Origin of the sequence: Cupriavidus agavae (assembly GCF_004217045.1) — a bacterium.
GTDB lineage: Bacteria > Pseudomonadota > Gammaproteobacteria > Burkholderiales > Burkholderiaceae > Cupriavidus > Cupriavidus agavae.
This window is the reverse complement of sequence record NZ_SGXM01000005.1, coordinates 78,341-95,120: the sequence shown is the minus strand read 5'-3', so window position 1 is coordinate 95,120 and position 16,780 is coordinate 78,341. Positions and strand designations below refer to the sequence as shown.

At 68.4% G+C, this 16,780-nt stretch carries 15 protein-coding genes; 8 read left to right on the top strand and 7 right to left on the bottom strand.

The window, feature by feature from the left end:
• Nucleotides 1–5: 5 nt before the first annotated feature.
• On the bottom strand, nt 6–1,559 hold the full coding sequence (locus tag EV147_RS18090) for an acyl-CoA synthetase (protein WP_130392616.1): 1,554 nt from the start codon (nt 1,557–1,559) through the stop codon (nt 6–8).
• A gap of 106 nt (nt 1,560–1,665) precedes the next feature.
• Here EV147_RS18090 and EV147_RS18085 point away from each other — a divergent pair, with 106 nt between their 5' ends.
• Complete coding sequence (locus EV147_RS18085) at nt 1,666–2,556, top strand: LysR family transcriptional regulator (protein ID WP_130392615.1); 891 nt, start codon at nt 1,666–1,668, stop codon at nt 2,554–2,556.
• A gap of 1 nt (nt 2,557) precedes the next feature.
• Here the strand turns inward: EV147_RS18085 and EV147_RS18080 are convergent, their stop codons facing one another.
• Nucleotides 2,558–2,908, bottom strand: coding sequence for a c-type cytochrome (locus EV147_RS18080; RefSeq protein WP_235844809.1), 351 nt, complete (start codon nt 2,906–2,908; stop codon nt 2,558–2,560).
• Between the two features lie 217 nt (nt 2,909–3,125).
• Between EV147_RS18080 and EV147_RS18075 the strand changes: the two genes are divergently transcribed.
• Nucleotides 3,126–5,552 carry a DUF3772 domain-containing protein gene (locus tag EV147_RS18075; protein ID WP_130392613.1) on the top strand — a complete coding sequence of 809 codons (2,427 nt, stop codon included), beginning with the start codon at nt 3,126–3,128 and terminating at the stop codon, nt 5,550–5,552.
• Between the two features lie 10 nt (nt 5,553–5,562).
• Here the strand turns inward: EV147_RS18075 and EV147_RS18070 are convergent, their stop codons facing one another.
• Both EV147_RS18070 and pip read right to left on the bottom strand, forming a co-directional pair.
• Nucleotides 5,563–5,781, bottom strand: coding sequence for a hypothetical protein (locus tag EV147_RS18070; protein WP_130392612.1), 219 nt, complete (start codon nt 5,779–5,781; stop codon nt 5,563–5,565).
• A 152-nt stretch (nt 5,782–5,933) separates the two neighbouring features.
• Entirely contained in the window at nt 5,934–6,896 is a 963-nt protein-coding gene (gene pip / locus EV147_RS18065) for a prolyl aminopeptidase (protein WP_130392611.1), read from the bottom strand.
• Between the two features lie 155 nt (nt 6,897–7,051).
• Here pip and EV147_RS18060 point away from each other — a divergent pair, with 155 nt between their 5' ends.
• Both EV147_RS18060 and EV147_RS18055 read left to right on the top strand, forming a co-directional pair.
• Nucleotides 7,052–7,792: a DUF2076 domain-containing protein gene (locus tag EV147_RS18060; RefSeq protein WP_130392610.1), complete on the top strand. Its 741-nt coding sequence runs from the start codon at nt 7,052–7,054 to the stop codon at nt 7,790–7,792.
• 100 nt (nt 7,793–7,892) lie between these two features.
• Nucleotides 7,893–9,002, top strand: a complete 1,110-nt coding sequence (locus EV147_RS18055) for a zinc-binding metallopeptidase family protein (RefSeq protein ID WP_130392609.1) — start codon at nt 7,893–7,895, stop codon at nt 9,000–9,002.
• Here EV147_RS18055 and EV147_RS18050 read toward each other — a convergent pair.
• Nucleotides 8,986–10,227 (bottom strand): MFS transporter, encoded by a 1,242-nt coding sequence (locus EV147_RS18050; protein ID WP_130392608.1) that lies wholly within the window; start codon nt 10,225–10,227, stop codon nt 8,986–8,988. The genes EV147_RS18055 and EV147_RS18050 overlap by 17 nt on opposite strands.
• Nucleotides 10,228–10,566: 339 nt before the next feature.
• Between EV147_RS18050 and EV147_RS18045 the strand changes: the two genes are divergently transcribed.
• The gene (locus EV147_RS18045; RefSeq protein WP_235844808.1) at nt 10,567–10,989 is read left to right on the top strand and encodes a hypothetical protein; all 423 of its coding nucleotides are present in this window, start codon (nt 10,567–10,569) and stop codon (nt 10,987–10,989) included.
• A gap of 67 nt (nt 10,990–11,056) precedes the next feature.
• Nucleotides 11,057–11,296 carry a DUF3820 family protein gene (locus tag EV147_RS18040; RefSeq protein ID WP_130392784.1) on the top strand — a complete coding sequence of 80 codons (240 nt, stop codon included), beginning with the start codon at nt 11,057–11,059 and terminating at the stop codon, nt 11,294–11,296.
• 10 nt (nt 11,297–11,306) lie between these two features.
• On the opposite strand, the gene EV147_RS18035 is transcribed toward EV147_RS18040, so the two are convergent.
• Nucleotides 11,307–12,860 carry a glucan biosynthesis protein G gene (locus EV147_RS18035; RefSeq protein ID WP_130392606.1) on the bottom strand — a complete coding sequence of 518 codons (1,554 nt, stop codon included), beginning with the start codon at nt 12,858–12,860 and terminating at the stop codon, nt 11,307–11,309.
• Between the two features lie 314 nt (nt 12,861–13,174).
• On the opposite strand from EV147_RS18035, the gene bglX reads away from it, so the two are divergent.
• Nucleotides 13,175–15,499 (top strand): beta-glucosidase BglX, encoded by a 2,325-nt coding sequence (gene bglX / locus EV147_RS18030; protein ID WP_198680293.1) that lies wholly within the window; start codon nt 13,175–13,177, stop codon nt 15,497–15,499.
• Nucleotides 15,500–15,522: 23 nt separating this feature from the next.
• Here bglX and EV147_RS18025 read toward each other — a convergent pair whose 3' ends face one another.
• Nucleotides 15,523–15,756 carry a hypothetical protein gene (locus EV147_RS18025; protein ID WP_130392604.1) on the bottom strand — a complete coding sequence of 78 codons (234 nt, stop codon included), beginning with the start codon at nt 15,754–15,756 and terminating at the stop codon, nt 15,523–15,525.
• A gap of 125 nt (nt 15,757–15,881) precedes the next feature.
• Here EV147_RS18025 and EV147_RS18020 point away from each other — a divergent pair, with 125 nt between their 5' ends.
• Nucleotides 15,882–16,775, top strand: a complete 894-nt coding sequence (locus tag EV147_RS18020; RefSeq protein ID WP_130392603.1) for an alpha/beta hydrolase — start codon at nt 15,882–15,884, stop codon at nt 16,773–16,775.
• The last annotated feature ends 5 nt before the right edge of the window (nt 16,776–16,780 follow it).

Genomic DNA, 16,780 nt, shown 5'->3' with positions numbered 1-16,780 from the left:
TTTCCTTAATTCACGCGGCGGCTCTCGCCGACCCAGTACTGCTCGCGCACGAGCTTGCGGGCCAGCTTGCCGCTGGCGTTCTTGGGCAGTTCGGCCACGAAATCCACCGAGCGCGGCGACTTGTAGTCGGCAATGCGCGCCCGGCAATGGCCGATCAGGTCCGCCGCGCTGGCCTGCCGGCCCGGCCACAGCGCCACCACGGCCTTGACCGTCTCGCCCCAGGTTTCGTCGGGCACGCTGATCACGCACGCCTCCATCACGTCCGGGTGCTGGTACAGCGTGGCCTCCACCTCGGTCGGGTACACGTTGAAGCCGCCCGAGATGATCATGTCCTTCTTGCGGTCCACCAGGTAGATGTAGCCCTCGGCGTCCACGCGGGCCAGGTCGCCGGTATGCAGCCAGCCGTCGACCAGCACCTCGCGCGTCAGCTCCGGCTCGCCCCAGTAGCCCTGGAACACGTCCGCGCCCCGGATCACCAGTTCGCCGATCTCGTCGCCGCTGACTTCCTCGCCGCGCTCGTTGACCACGCGCACCTCGGTCTCGCCCATCGAGCGGCCGCACGACGCCAGCCGCTCGGGCCGCTCGGCCAGCGCCTTCGCGTGGTCGGCGGTGGAAAGCCGCGTCACGCCCGAGGTGGATTCGCTCGCTCCGTAGCCTTGCGACAGGATCGGACCGATGCGCTGCCACGCCTCGCGGATGCGTGCCGGCGCCATCGGGGCGGCGCCGTAGGCCAGCGTCCTGAGGCTGCTCAGGTCAGCCGTGGCCAGCGCGGGCTCGGCCAGCAGCATGTTGATCATCGCGGGCACCATGAAGACGTGCGTCAGGCGCAGCCGTGCCACATCGGCCAGGAAGCGGGCGGTGTCGAACTTCTCGAACAGCACCAGCGTGGCGCCGAGGAACAGGTAGGGCTGCATCAGCATGCCCGAGGCGTGCGTGATCGGGCCGATCAGCGCCAGGCGGTCGCCGGGACGCGCGGGCTGATCCATCGTCAGGATCAGCTTGCGCATCGACGCCAGCCGGTTGCCATAACTCTGCATCGCGGCCTTGATCTTGCCCGTGGAACCGGACGAGAAATGGAGCACGGCGAGGTCGTCGGGCTGCGGCACGTAGTTGATGGGCGTGTCGGCGCCCTGCTCGACCAGGCTTTCGTAGGCGCTGTAGCCGGCTGCCTCGCCGGCAATGGCGATGAAATGCTCGACGCTGCCGAAGCCCGGCGTCGCCGCCGAATAGCCGGTGTAGCCCGGCCCGGCGATCAGCACGCGCGGGGTGCAGTTTTCGGCCACGTCCGAGGCTTCGGCCGCCGTGAAGCGCGGGTTCAGCGCGGCTTTCACCAGTCCCGCCTTGTAGAGCGCGCACTCGATCTCGACCACCTCCGGGCAGTTGCGTGCCTGAATCGCCACCCGGTCGCCCTGGCGCAGCCCCAGCGACAGCAGCGCGTTGGCCAGCCGGGTCGAACGCTCGTCAAGTTGGCGGAAGGTCAGCACGCGGTCGCGGTACAGCACGGCGGGGTTGTCGCCCCAGTAGCGCGCCGCGCGCCGCAGGAAATAGGCGAACGTCATCGATGTCTCCTTGCATTCTGGTTCTGGTATGGGCCAAGTCTGTAAGATGCTTGGCATCACCACAATGCCGCCTTCGGAATGAAGGCATAACCAACAGGAATGTCTGATGGAGAGTCGCGATCTCGACTATGTGCTGGCGGTGGGCAAACACGGCGGCATCGGCCGCGCGGCCGAGGCGCTCGGCATGTCGCAGCCGGCCCTGACCAAGGCGATCCAGCGTGTGGAAGCGCAACTGGAACTGCCGTTGTTCGAGCGCACGCCACTCGGCATGCGCGTCACGCAGGCCGGCACGGTGTTTCTGGAACGCGCGCGGCGCATCCAGCTTGAGTTCGAGGATGCGTACAAGGAGCTGCGCGGCATCCAGACCGGCGAGCAGGGCCTGCTGCGGCTGGGCTACTCGCCGTCGATGCCAACCGGGCTGGTGCTGGGCGCCTGCCAGCAGCTGATCCGCGAGCGGCCCGTGGCACGCCTGCGGCTGACCATGCGCGTGGCGGGCGAACTGATGGATCTGGTGCAGGCCGGCGACATCGACCTGGCCGTGGCGCCCCTGCCGCGCCAGCCCAACAGCAGGCTGGATTCCCGCGAACTGTTCACGGACCGGCTGGCCGTGGTGGCCGACGACAACCACCCGCTGCACCGGCGCCAGAACCTGGGCCTGGCCGACCTGGTGGGCCAGCACTGGCTGCTCCCCGGCGCCCATGTGCCGGTGCGCCGGCAGCTCGAAGCCGCTTTCGCCGACCTCGGCCTGCCACAGCCGATCCTGCGCGTGGAGACCGATTTCAGCAGCACGGCGCTGTTCGATCTGGTGCGCGGCACCGAAATGCTCTGCATCGCCGGCGCCACCGGCAACAGCCAGCGCGCCAGCCTGCGGCCGATTGCGCTGCGCGCCGACGCGCTGGACCTGGGCCGCCGCGTGGGCGTCATGTCACGGGCCGGCGCCTACCTGTCGCCGCTGGCCCAGCGCATGGTCGAGATCCTCGAAGCGCACGTGGCCTGACCTACTGGAACGTGCGCAGGTAGGCCAGCAGATCGTCGATCTGCCGCGCGTTGCTCATGCCCCAGAAGCGCATCCTGGTGCCGGGCACGACCTTGCCGGGGGATTGCAGGAAGGCGCGCAGCGTGTCGTCGTTCCAGACCACTTTCGAGGTCTTCATGGCGTCGGAATAGCGGTAGCCGGCGGTGTCGCCGGCCCTCCGTCCGTTCAGCGCGTTCAGTTGCGGGCCGAATGCGGCACGCGCCGAGGGGCCGACCTGATGGCACGAGGCGCAGCGGGTGGCGAAGATGTCGCGGCCGGCCGCGAGGTCGGCGGCGTGGGTGGGGAGAGCAAGCGCGACAAGCGCCAGCAGCACCGCAATTTTGCTCCCCTCTCCCGCTTGCGGCAGAGGCGTTGGGCGAGGGGACAAGCGGTTGATGGCCGAAGACAAAAGAACTTGCTTCATGAAGCGTGGGTTGGAGTTTGATGCGGCCCCAATTATGTAACAGCATGTGAGCCTGTGCAGCCTGAGGCCGAAACCACCCCACCCCGCTGCTTATAATTCCCGGCCGGTCAACCACCGCGCCCCCCTCATGCGTCGTATCTCCTGGCTCGTCATGAGCCTTGTCCTTGTTACGCTGCTGCAAGTGCCTTTTGCCGGTGCTGCCGAAACGGCGGCCCGGCCCGCCTCCGAGGCCGCAGCGCAGCAGATTCCCGTCCTCACCCACGCCGAAGCCGTGGCCGAGCTGAAGCGGCTGCAGTCCGAGCAGGATCGCGTCAAGCAACTGGCTTCGAACGCTTCGGGCGACCTGCGCCTCGGCGATCTCAACGAGACGCTGCGCCAGCTCGACGAGGATGTCGACAAGCTCACCGCCTCGCTCACGCCGCAGCGCGCGCAGTTGCAGGCCCAGGTCGACCTGCTCGGCCCGCCGCCCGATGCCGCCACGGCCCGCGAGGCGCCCGCCGTGGTGCGCCAGCGCGCCGAACTCAATGCCCGCAAGGCGCAGCTCGACGACGAACTGAAGCAGGCCGCCGACAGCAAGGACAACATCGCCCACCTGCAGGATCAGTTGGCCAAGCTGCAGCGCAGCCGGCTCAAGGACCAGCTCGCGCTGCGCTCGGACAGCATCCTGAACCCGTCGTTCTGGATGCCGCTGTTCAGGCTTGGCGAGGAAGACCGCACGCGGCTGGGCAATTTCACCGACGAGATCAAGCCGGTGCTGCGCGTAGCCTGGGAGCCCGGCCAGCGCGGCAAGACCCTCCTGCTGCTGTGTCTGGCGCTGGCCGTGTGGTCGCTCGGCCGGCGGCTGCTGGAGCGCGGACTGGCATGGTTCTGCCTGCACCAGTTGCCCGAGACCCGCCTGCGCCGCAGCGCGCTGGCGCTGGCCACGGCGCTGACCACCGTGGTCACCACGGCGCTGGCGGTGCGCATCGCCTATGCCGCGTTCACCGGCGGCGAGGAACTGCCGGCCGGCCTGCAGGACCTGATGGCCGAGATCGCCAAGCTGACGATGACCAGTGCGCTGATCGCGGGGCTGGGGCGCGCCCTGCTCTGCACGCAGCATCCGTCATGGCGGCTGCCGGCGCTGGCGGACCCGGTGGCGCTGGCCATGAAGCCGTTTCCCACGCTGCTGGCCGGCCTGTTGCTGCTGGCCGGCACGCTCGAACAGTTCAACCGCATGGCCGATACCAGCGTGCAGGTCACGCTGCTGGGCCGGGGTCTGGTATCGCTGGTGGTGGTGCTCGTGATCGGCGCGGCGCTGCTGCGCGCCAACCGCGTGCGCAGCGAACTGGTGGCCGCCGGCGAGCGGCCCGAGGAGCGCGCCACGCTGGCCGGGCTGATCCACGCGGCGGTGACGCTGATCGTGATCGTGGGGTTCGGCGCGCTGCTGGTGGGCTATATCAGTTTCGCGCGCTTCCTGACCTACGAACTGGTCTGGTTCGATATCGTGCTGTGCAGCCTGTACCTGCTGACGCAACTGACGCGCGACGTCTGCGAGGCGCTGTTCTCGGCCCAGCATCGCAGCGGGCGCATCATCAAGCAGCTGTTCGGCGTGGATGACAGCCACCTGGAGCAGGTCTCGACCGTGCTGTCCGGCATCGGCGCCAGCCTGCTGCTGCTCGTGGCGGTGCTGGCGCTGCTGACCGGCGGCTTCGGCACCACGCCGGCGGACCTGCTCAACACGCTGCTGACCGTGCTCGGGGGCGAGAAGCTGCGCAGCATGAACATCATGCCGGACCGCATCCTGAACGCGGTGATCGCGCTCGTGGTGGGCATCTGGCTGCTGCGCTCGGTGCGGCGCTGGCTCGATGCCGAACTGCTGCCCAAGCTCTGCAAGGAGCCCGGTCTGCGCGCATCGCTGATCACGCTGTTCAGCAACGTGGGCTACGTGCTGCTGGTGCTGCTGACGCTGTCGCTGCTCGGCGTGAAATGGGAAAACCTGGCGTGGATCGTCAGCGCGCTGTCGGTGGGTATCGGCTTCGGCCTGCAGGAGATCGTCAAGAACTTTGTCTCGGGACTGATCCTGCTGACCGAGCGCCCGGTCAAGGTGGGCGACATGGTCAGCCTGGCCGGCGTGGAAGGCGACATCCGCCGCATCAACGTGCGCGCCACCGAGATCCAGCTGGGCGACCGCTCCACGGTGATCGTGCCCAATTCGCAGCTGATCTCGCAGAACGTGCGCAACGTCACGATGAGCAACAGCACCCAGGGCGTGGCCACGCTGCAGCTGACCTTCCCGCTCAACACCGACCCCGAGGCCGTGCGCGACCTGCTGCTGGACGTCTACCGCCAGCACGAGACGATCCTCGACATTCCCGCGCCGTCGGTGACGTTCAGCCAACTGGCGCCGAACGGCATCACGCTGAGCGTGACCGGCTACGTGAGCAGCCCGCGCATCGCGGCCGGCACCAAGAGCGACCTGCTGTTCGAGATTCTCAAGCGGCTGCGCGCGGCCAACATCTCGCTGTCGGAACCGCAGACGCTGCGCGTGGAAAACATGGCGGCGCTGGGCATGTAGGCGGGCGGCGCTAGCGCGCGGCGCGCTCGGGCCGGGTCCAGTAGTCGGCCCCGTCGTCGTGCGTGGACAGGGCAATCACCTGCCGGCAGTGCTGGCATGTATAGACAAAGACCTGCTGGCCGGCGCGCTCGGCCCGCGGCGCGCCGTTATCGGAACGTAACAGTTTCGGGTGAGGTGGAACGTAACCGGGTCGGCCCAGCAGGTTCTTGCAGAGTTCGCAAGGAACCATCGTGCTCTCCAAACGCTGAGTTCACTCCGCGCCACATCGATGTGTGCATGTCTCCAGACGTTGCAGACATTGTTGCGGCGCAGCAAAAACCCAGTATAGGCGCACGACCGTTCGGTTGCCATGACCTGCCCGGCCTCCTTCTGGCCAATAGACTATTTCCTCGGATTGGCGGCAAAGCGGTCGGTGGCGGCCAGCAGCTGGTCCATGATGCCGGGCTCGGTCCACGCATGGCCGGCGCCCTCGATCAGGTGGAAATCGGCGTCGGGCCAGGCCTGATGCAGGGCGTGGGCGTAGCGCACCGGGCACGGCATGTCGTAGCGGCCATGGACGATCACGCCGGGAATGCCGGCCAGCTTGTGGGCATCGCGCAGCAACTGCCCGTCCTCCAGCCAGCCCAGATGCGTGAAGTAGTGGTTCTCGATCCGCGCGAAGGCCAGCGCGAAGTGGCCTTCGTCGTGCTTGGCGCTGTTGTCGGGGTTCGGCAGCAGCGTGATGGTCTCCCCTTCCCAGAGGCTCCACGCGCGGGCCGCCTCGATCTGCCTGGCTTCGTCCGCCCCGGTCAGCAGCTTGCGGTAGGCCGCCATCATGTTGCCGCGCTCGGCCTCGGGCACGGGCGCCTGGAAGCGCGCGAATTTCTCCGGAAACATCTCCGACACGCCGGACTGGTAGTACCAGTCCAGTTCCGCCTGCGACACCGTGTAGATGCCGCGCAGCACCAGTTCGCTGACGCGCTGCGGATGCGTCTCGGCATAGGCCAGCGCCAGCGTGGAGCCCCACGAGCCGCCGAACACCAGCCAGCGCTCCACGCCGGCCAACGCCCGCAGCTTCTCGATATCGTCCACGAGGTGCCAGGTGGTATTGGCCTCCAGCGAGGCATGCGGCGTGGATTGCCCGCAGCCGCGCTGGTCGAACAGCAGCAGGTCGTAGCGCGCCGGGTCGAACAGCCGCCGATGGTCAGGCGAGATGCCGCCGCCCGGACCGCCGTGCAGGAACACGGCCGGCTTGGCGCCGCGCGTGCCCACGCGCTCGTAGTACAGGACATGGCCGTCGCCCACGTCCAGCGTGCCGGTCTCGTAGGGTTCGATGGCGGGATAGAGCGAGCGGCGTCCGGTCATGGTGGCGGCGGTGAAATGAAAAACAAAGTGTAGCGCGGCAAACCCGGCACGGCGCGCTGCCTTACCCTTGGCCTCGATCTCCGGCCTTAAGCCTCGTTTAAGTTTGCGGCCCTAGATTGGAGCCGTACCGCAACCGAACCGATAAAGGTGACGCCATGACCCCCCAAGACGCTCAAGCACTGGAAGCCTTCCTGAGCCAGCTTACGCAGGCGCGCGCCGAAGCCAAGGACCCGCAGGCCGCCGCGCTGATTGCCGACGCCGCCGCGCGCCAGCCCGACACCGCCTACCTGCTGGTGGTACGCGCCATCATGCAGGACCGCGCGCTGGACAACGCGCAGGCGCAGATCCAGGCGCTGCAGGGCCAGCTACAGGCGGCCCGGTCTGCCCAGGCTGGCGGATCGCGCGGTTTTGCCGACAGCGACTCGGCCTGGGGCGCCAGCGCCGGCCGCACGGCGGGCGGCTATCCGCAGCAGGCCGCGCCGCAGTACCAGCCCCCGCAGTACCCGCAGCAGCCCCAATATCAGCCACCCCAGCAGCCCCAGTACCAGGCCGCGCCAGCCCAGCCTGCGCGCGGCGGCTTCCTGGGCGGCGGCGGGCTCGGCGGCACGCTGGGGTCGATCGCCACCACCGCTGCGGGCGTGGCCGGCGGCGCGATGCTGTTCCAGGGTATCGAAGGGCTGTTCCATCACGGCAGCGGCGGGGGTGGCCTGTTCGGCGGCGGGCAATCGGCGCCGGGCGAGACGGTCGTCAACAACTTCTACGGCGACGACGGCACGGGCAGCAACGGCAACAACAACCTGCTGGCCGATAACGGCAACCTCGACAACGGCAACCTGGACAACGGCCTCGACGACTACGTCGACGACGGCACCCAGAACGACGACTCGTTCTTCTGATCCGGACGGGCGCCGACCCCTGTAGGACGGCGCCCGGTTGCGGCGGCGGCGGCGGCGGGGCACCATCTCTGGCATTCGGGAACCCGTCGGAGCCGGCGCCATGAAGACGTTCCACTGCAACCGCTGCGGCAACGTGGTGTTCTTCGAGAACACCGTCTGCGAGCGGTGCCAGGCGACGCTGGGCTTCATCCCGGCGCTGTCGCAGATCGCCGCGTTCGAGGGCGATGACGAGACAGGATGGCGCAGCCTCCATCCCGAGGCCAGCGGCGCCATGTTCCGCCGCTGCCATAACTACCGGGTGGAGGCCGTCTGCAACTGGATGGTCCCGGCCGAAGACAGCGGCCCGCTCTGCGAGGCGTGCCAGCTCACGCACACCATCCCCAACCTCGACGTCCCCGACAACCGGCTGCTCTGGTACCGGCTGGAAACCGCCAAGCGGCGGCTGCTCCATACGCTGCTGTCGCTGCAACTACCCGTGGTCTCGCGCGACGACGACCCCGACTCGGGCCTCCAGTTCGACTTCCTGGCCGCCACGGGCCCGCACCAGGCCATCATGACCGGCCACGACAGCGGCCGCATCACGATCAACCTGGCCGAAGCCGACGACGCCCGTCGCGAGCAGACCCGCACCCAGCTGGGCGAGGCGTACCGGACGTTGCTGGGGCATTTCAGGCACGAGGTGGGCCACTACTACTTCAGCCGCCTGATCGCCGGCACCCGGCGCCTGGAGCCGTTCCGCAAGCTGTTCGGCGACGAGCGGGCGGACTATGCGGCGGCCCTGCAGCGCCACTACGCCGAGGGGCCGCCGGCCAACTGGCAGGAGTCGTATATCAGCGGCTACGCCACGATGCACCCGTGGGAAGACTGGGCCGAGACCTGGGCCCACTACCTCCATATGGTCGATACGCTCGACACCGCCGTGTCATGTGGACTGGTCCTGAAGCCGGACAGCCCCGACGAACCCACGCTGACCGACCAGACACCGGTCGAGGACGCCACCTTCCGCAGCCTGATGAACCGCTGGTTCCCGCTGACCTATGTGCTGAACAGCCTGAACCGCAGCCTGGGCGTGCCCGATGGCTACCCGTTCGCGCTCTCGCCCACGGTGGTGGCCAAGCTCGAATTCGTGCATCGCGTGATCGATGCGGCCGCGCGGGAGCATGGCGCTCCCGCGGGCGGAGACGGCCAGGCTGTCAGGCCGGCACCGTAAGGTCGCAGCGCCGCGAACTCGTCAGCGACCAGGCAAAGACCGCCAGGCCGCCCAGCGCCAGCAGCACCCCGACCCAGCCCGTGGACGTGAAGCCCATGCCGGCCGCGATGGTCACGCCGCCCAGCCACGCGCCGAGCGCATTGGCCAGGTTGAACGCCGAGTGGTTCAGTGCCGCTGCAAGCGTCTGCGCATCGCCGGCCACGTCCATCAGGCGGATCTGCAGCGGCGGCCCCAGCGCGACGGCCGTACCCACCAGCATCACATTGAGCGACGCCAGCCACGGGTAGGGCGCCGTGAACACGAACGCGCCCAGCACCAGCGCCGACCACACCAGCACGCCGCCCACCGTGGGCATCAGCGCCCGGTCGGCCAGCTTTGCCCCGACGAGGTTGCCGGCCACCATGCCCACGCCGAACAGCGCCAGCACGATCGGGATACCGCTGGCGGGCATGTGCGCCACTTCGAGCATGGTCGGCTTGACGTAGCTGAACACGGCGAACATGCCGCCAAAGCCGATGGCGCCGATGCCGAGCGTGAACCACACCTGCTTGCGCGCCAGCGCCGACAGCTCGCGCAGCGGGCTGGCGTGGCGGTCGGCCGGCACGAACGGCACCCAGCGCCACACCAGCAGCACGGTCAGCGCGCCGATGGCCCCGACGATCACGAATGCCCAGCGCCAGCCGAGCCATGTGCCGATACCGGCGGCAATCGGCACCCCGACCAGCGTGGCCGTGGTCAGCCCGAGCATCACCAGCCCCACCGCCTGCGCGCGGCGCTCGCGCGCCACGAGGCTGGCGGCCACCAGCGCGGCCACGCCAAAGTACGTGCCGTGCGGAAAGCCGGTCAGCAGCCGCACGGCCGCCATCGACAGGTAATCGGGCGCCAGCGCGCTGGCGAAGTTGCCGAGCGCGAAGAACGCCATCAGCGCGATCAGCAGGTTGCGGCGCGGCCAGCGGGCGCCAAGCACGGCCAGCAGCGGCGCCCCGACCACCACGCCCAGCGCGTAGGCGCTGATCAGGTGGCCCGCTTCGGGGATGGTGATCGCCAGGTCACGTGCGGCGTCGGGCAGCAGGCCCATGATGACGAACTCGCCGGTGCCGATGCCGAAGCTGCCGACGCCCAGCGCCAGCAGCGCGCGGCGGTCGGCGGCACGGTCGCGCGGGGTGTCGCCGGGGGAGAGCGCAAGGTCGGGGAGAGCGTCGAAATTTCCGGAGGGTGCTGACATGTAGAGAGGGCGCGAGACATCGAACAAGACTTTGCGCCGCGCGCTGACGGGCGGATCTTGCGTCCGGCCTCGGGGGCTCCAGCGTGTCTCGGTACGGCGTAAAGGGGTACGGCAAAGGCGCTATTGTGAAGCAAAACGCCGAACGCTGCCGAGGTCGGCCACGGCGCCATGCGGGCGCCAGGGCACCCGTGTGGGCCAGGACACAGAGCCCGGAACGCCCAAAATGCGCCCGCCCTATGCTGAAGGCATGCGGCGCCCGCGTACCGTCTGCGCGATGGCCAGAGGGCCGGAACGCCGCTCGGACAACGTGTGGGAGGCGATATGTTCCGGCGTAGTGCAATGCTGATCGCAGCGATAGGCCTGGCGTGGGCGGCGCCCGCAGCCGCCCAGGGATGCCAGTTCGACATGCAGTGCAAGGGCGAGCGCATCTGCCACATGGGCATGTGCATGGCGCCCGATGCCGACGCCGCCGCGTCCGCCGCCGGCGCCGGCAGCGGCACCGAAGGCGCCACATCGGCCAGGGCGCCGTCCACGCCGGCATCGTCGAACGGCTCGTCACGCGCGGCGGCCGCCATGGCGCCGCCCACGATGACCACGGCCACGCACCTGGCCCCGCAGGCCGCGCCGCGCTCGTGCTGCACCGTGGCCGGCCGGCTCAGGCTGCCGCCGCCGCAGTCGGGCGACGCGCCGCTGGTGGCCGGCGACGCCTGCCAGGGCATCACCAACTCCGGCAAGCCGGTGCCGGGCACGGCCTGCAACTAGGGGCCGCCACGGATGCCGCGCGGTGGGGCGCTACAATGCGCGCTCCACCGTCCCTGAGATGTCCGCCATGCTGCCCGACGGCGACGCCCTGCTGCTGCTCGTGACCCGTGAAATGCCGTTCGGCAAGCATCAGGGCACGCTGATCGCCGACCTGCCCGGCAACTACCTGAACTGGTTCGCACGGGAGGGATTTCCGCCCGGCGAAATCGGCCGGCTGCTCGCGCTGATGCACGAGCTGGACCACAACGGCCTGTCGCACCTGCTCGCGCCGCTGCGCGCACAGGTGCGGGCGCAGCGGCGCGGCTGAGCGCGCCGCCTTACTTGACCGCCTGCGACGGCGTGGACAGCGCGGTGCCCGGCGGAATCTGGTAGCTCCAGGTCTCCGAGACCTGCTTGCCGTCGAGCACCAGCGCCTCGCGCATTTCCACCACCTTATTGGGGTCCTTGACCTTGATGCGCAGCGTTGCACGGTAGCCCTTGGTCACCGGGTTCGGCTGCAGCACGTTCTCGATCACCTCGGCGTTGTCGCCCACGCTGAACGACGCCTGGACCGGCGCGTTGGGCGGCAGGTCAGCCAGCGGGCCGCCTTCGAAATCCACCAGGAAGCCGAGGCTGCCGTCCAGATGCCGGATCAGGTTGGCCTGCGTGATCTCACCGGCCGTGCGCAGCGTCTGCTTCACCCACGCCAGGTCCTTCGTGACCGCGCCGCGCTCATCCATGGTCCAGTGAATGGTGTAGTCGGCCTTGATCGGCGTGCCCTTGGGCGGCAGCTGGTCGGGGGTCCAGAACGACACGATGTTGTCGTTGGTCTCGTCGGGCGTGGGAATCTCCACCAGCTCCACCTTGCCGCGGCCCCAGTCGCCCTGCGGCTCGATCCAGGCGCTCGGACGCAGGTCGTAGCGGTCCTTGAGGTCCTCGTACGCGGCAAACTCGCGGCCGCGCTGCATCAGGCCGAAGCCGCGCGGGTTGTTCACCTGGAACATGCTGAGCGCCACGTACTTCGGATTGTTCAGCGGCCGCCAGATCCACTCGTTGTCGCCGGTGTGGATCGACAGGCCGTTGGAATCGTGCAGCGCCGGGCGGAAGTTGTTGGCGTCGCGCATCTGGTTCGGGCCGAACAGGAACATGCTGGTCAGCGGCGCGATGCCGAGCTTCTTGACCGGGTTGCGCATGAACACGCGCGCCTGCACCTTGAGCACGGCGTTGTTGTCCGGACGCAGCTCGAAGCGGTAGGCGCCGGTGGCGCTCTGCGAATCGAGCAGCGCGTAGAACACCAGGTGCTTGTCCTGCGGCTTCGGGCGCTCGATCCAGAACTCGCGGAAGGCCGGGAATTCCTCGGGCTCCGACAGCCCCGTATTGATCGCCAGCCCCCGGGCCGACAGCCCGTAGACCTGCCCCTTGCCGATCACGCGGAAGTAGCTGGCGCCGAGCACGCTCATGACTTCGTCGAGCTTGTCGGCGCGGTTGACCGGGTACATCACGCGGAAGCCCGCGTAGCCGAGCTTGTTGGTGGCCGCGCGGTCCAGCTTGAGATCGCCGAAATCGAAGCGGCCCGGCTCGTAGCGGATTTCCTGCACACGGTTGTCCACCACCTCGCTGATGCGCACCGGGGTGCTGAAATGCATGCCCTGGTGGTAGAAACCAAGCTTGAACGGCGTGGCATCGCCCTTCCATTCCACCTGGTCCATCTTCGGCTGGATCTTGATGTAGTCCGCAAACTGCATCCTGGCAAAGACCGGCGGCAGGTTGCTGACGGGCGCCGCATACGGCTGCCCGGCCAGCTTCTTTGCGCGCGCAGTCACGTCATCGAGTGAAAACGCATGGGCGGGGGCGACGCCGAACAGGCAGCCAGCCAGGGCGACGCCCGGCAAGGCAATTTGCAACCTGTTACGAAACGACGCGGCGCGGCGGGCGACAAAGACGGCAAGCACCAATCTATCTCCTTGGTTCGGCGAGGCAAAAACGGGAAAAAAGCCAACAGACGGCCATTTCAGGCGCGGCCTGGGCACCGTAAGGCTGTAAACTTGCGGCGCAGTTCAGAAAAATAACCGATTTCGCCCGACGCGCCTGTCAGACGCGCGGCGACAGCCGGGGAACCGCGCCTGCCGCACCATGGCGGGCCACCATCCGGAAATCCGTCCGGAGCCATCGGCAGTCTGCCCATCAGAGACTACGAACAATGCGAATGCTTTCCTCGCTGGCGCTGGCCGCCAGCCTTGCCTGTGCGCCCATGTTTGCCGGCGCCGCTCCTGCCGCCACCGCAACTGCCGCCCTGCCCGCCCCTGCCGGCGCGCCGCAGGCCGACAAGCAGGCGTTCATCAACGACCTCGTCGCGCGCATGACGACCGAGGAGAAGATCGGCCAGCTCCGGCTGATCAGCATCGGTCCGGAAATGCCGGCGAAGCAGCTGATGCAGGAGCTGGCCGCCGGCCGCGTAGGCGGCACCTTCAACTCGGTGAACCGCGCCGAGAACCGTCCGCTGCAGGAGGCCGCCATGCGCAGCCGCCTGAAGATCCCGATGTTCTTCGCCTACGACGTGGTGCACGGCCACCGCACCGTGTTCCCGATCAGCCTGGGGCTGGCGTCGAGCTGGGACATGGCCGTGGTGGAGAAGGCCGCGCGTGTCTCGGCCATCGAGGCCTCGGCCGACAGCGTCGATGCCACCTTCGCGCCGATGGTCGATATCTCGCGCGATCCGCGCTGGGGCCGCACCTCGGAGGGCTTTGGCGAAGATCCGCACCTCGTCTCGCAATGCGCGCGCGCCAGCGTCAGGGGCTTCCAGGGGTCGTCGCCGGCCAACCCTGACAGCGTGATGGCCTTCGTCAAGCATTTCGCGCTGTATGGCGCCGTGGAAGGCGGGCGCGACTACAACACCGTGGACATGAGCCTGCAGCGCATGTACCAGGACTACCTGCCGCCGTACCGCGCGGGGCTCGAAGCCGGCGCCGGCGGCGTGATGATCGCGCTCAATTCGGTCAACGGCCAGCCGGCCACCTCGAACAAATGGCTGCTGCGCGACCTGCTGCGCAAGGAGTGGGGTTTCAAGGGCGTGACCGTCAGCGACCACGGCGCCATCGACGAACTGCTGCGCCACGGCGTGGCGCGCAACGGACGCGAGGCCGCGAAGCTGGCCATCGAGGCCGGCGTGGACATGAGCATGGCTGACTCACGCTATCTCGAACAGTTGCCGTCGCTCGTGAAATCGGGCGAGGTGCCCGCGAGCATCCTGGACGAGGCGGTACGCGAGGTGCTCGGCGCCAAGTACGACATGGGCCTGTTTGCCGACCCGTTCCGCCGCATTGGCAAGGCCGCGGACGATCCGGCCGATGTGGACGCCGAAAGCCGCCTGCACCGCGCCGAAGCGCGCCAGATCGCCCGCAAGTCGCTGGTGCTGCTGGAAAACCACAACCGCACGCTGCCGCTGAAGAAGGCCGGCACCGTGGCCGTGATCGGCCCGCTGGCCGACGCCCCGATCGACATGATGGGTAGCTGGTCCGCCGGCGGCAAGCCGAAGCAGTCGGTCACGCTGCTGCAGGGCATGCGCGACGCGCTGGCCGGCAAGGGCACCGTGGTGACCGCACGCGGCGCCAATATCACCGACGACCCGCGCGTGGTGGGCTACCTGAACTTCCTGAACTGGGACAACCCCGAAGTGGTGCAGGACAAGCGCTCGGCCGGCGACATGATCGAGGAAGCGGTGCGCGTGGCGCGCGGCGCCGACACCATCGTGGTGGCCGTGGGCGAGACACGCGGCATGTCGCACGAGGCGTCGAGCCGGTCCAGCCTGGGCCTGCCCGGCAGCCAGCAACTGCTGCTGCGCGCGCTGAAGACCACCGGCAAGCCGCTGGTGGTGGTGCTGATGAACGGGCGCCCGCTGACGATCAACTGGGAGAAGGAAAACGCCGACGCGATCCTGGAAACCTGGTACGCCGGCACCGAAGGCGGCCACGCCATCGCCGACGTGCTGTTCGGCGACGAAAACCCGTCCGGCAAGCTGCCGCTGACCTTCCCGCGCTCGCTGGGCCAGCTGCCTTCGTACTACAACGCTCCGCGCATCGGCCGACCGTTCACGCCCGGCAAGGCGCCGAACTACACCTCGCAGTATTTCGAGGAAGACTACGGCCCGCTCTACCCGTTCGGCTACGGCCTGAGCTACACGACATTCAGCATGTCGGACGTGCGGCTCTCCGGCAACAAGCTGTCCCGTGGCGGCCGGCTGACCGCCAGCGTCACGGTGAAGAACACCGGCGACCGCGCCGGCGAGACCGTGGTGCAGCTCTACCTGCAGGACGTGGTGGCCTCGACGATCCGGCCGCTCAAGGAGCTCAAGGATTTCCGCAAGGTCATGCTCGCGCCGGGCGAATCCCGCACGATCGACTTCCCGATCGACGAGGCGATGCTGAAGTTCTACAACGCGAAGCTGGAGTACGTGGCCGAGCCGGGCGACTTCAACGTGCAGGTGGGATTCGATTCGGCGGCAGTGAAGGAGGCGGGATTCCGGCTGGAATAAGGCACTGGCACGGGGGCCGGCGCCTACCGGTTCCCGTCCAGCAAGTCGTTCAACACCTCGTCGAACGCCGCCTGCGCATCTTCGAGCGCCTGCAAGGCGGCGTCGAACGTCTGCAGCGCGATCTTCGAGGGCTTGCCGCTGCCCTCGGGCGGGTACTGGCTCTGCAGCGCGGTGAAAGCCACCTGCACCTGGCGCGTGGCGGCGACCACGCGCTCCATGGTCTGCGCCTCCTCGGCGCGTTTCTGTTCGTCGTTCATGCAACGGTCCTCCCGATATGCGGCATATCGTACAAGAACTCGCGGCCGCCCTGTGGTGTCCAACGCCGCATCGCCGGATTTTCGGATAGTCTGGGCAGGCCAGCCCAGTGATCTACTCTCGCCCCATGTCATCGTCGATTCTTCGCAGGACCCTGGCCGCCACGCTCGTCACGGCGGCCGGCTTTGTCAGTTACTGGACCTACCTTGCCCTGAACCAGGAGCGCCTGCTGTTCGATGCGCGCCGCCGCCCGCCCGGCGACCTGCCGGAAGGCATCGAGGCTTATTCGCACCCCGTGCCGGGCGGCCTGTTCCGCGGCTACACCTACCATGCCGACCACGAGGGCGTGCGCGACCTGCTGTTCTACCTGCCGGGCCGCGGGGAAGATGTCCTGGAGACCCTGCACTTCATGAAGTGGCTGCCGCCCGGCATGGGCTTTGCCACGTTTGATTACCGGGGCCTGGGCCACTCCGATGGCATGCCGTCCGAGGCCGCCGCCGTGGCCGATGCCAGCCAGTTCGTGCTGCACATCCGGCGCGCCTTCCCGGGCGTGCGGGTGCACGTGGTAGGCCGCTCGTTGGGTACCGGCGTGGCGATCCAACTGGCCGACCTGCAGGATTTCGAGAGCCTGCAGCTGATCACGCCCTATGATTCCCTGCTCGAAATCGTGCGCAAGCGGTTTCCGCTGGTGCCGCTGCGCCAACTGATGCGCCACCATTTCGACTCGATCGCGCACTGCAAGAAGGTGGTGCAGAGCACCAAGGTGCTGCTGGCCGAGACCGACGACGTGGTACCGCACGAGTGCTCCGAGCGGCTGATGGCCGCCTGGCCCGGCCCGGTGGCAGTACAAACCATCCCGGGCACCGACCACCATACGATCGTGGAACGGCCGGAAACGTGGCTCGCGCTCTGCGAATTTGCCCGGCAGGTGCCGCATCAACCACTTCTACGCGTGCACGGGGTGCCGCCCGACGACGTAACCGAGGCTGGAGAGCCGTTGCCGCTGGCTGCCGCACGGTAGAATGC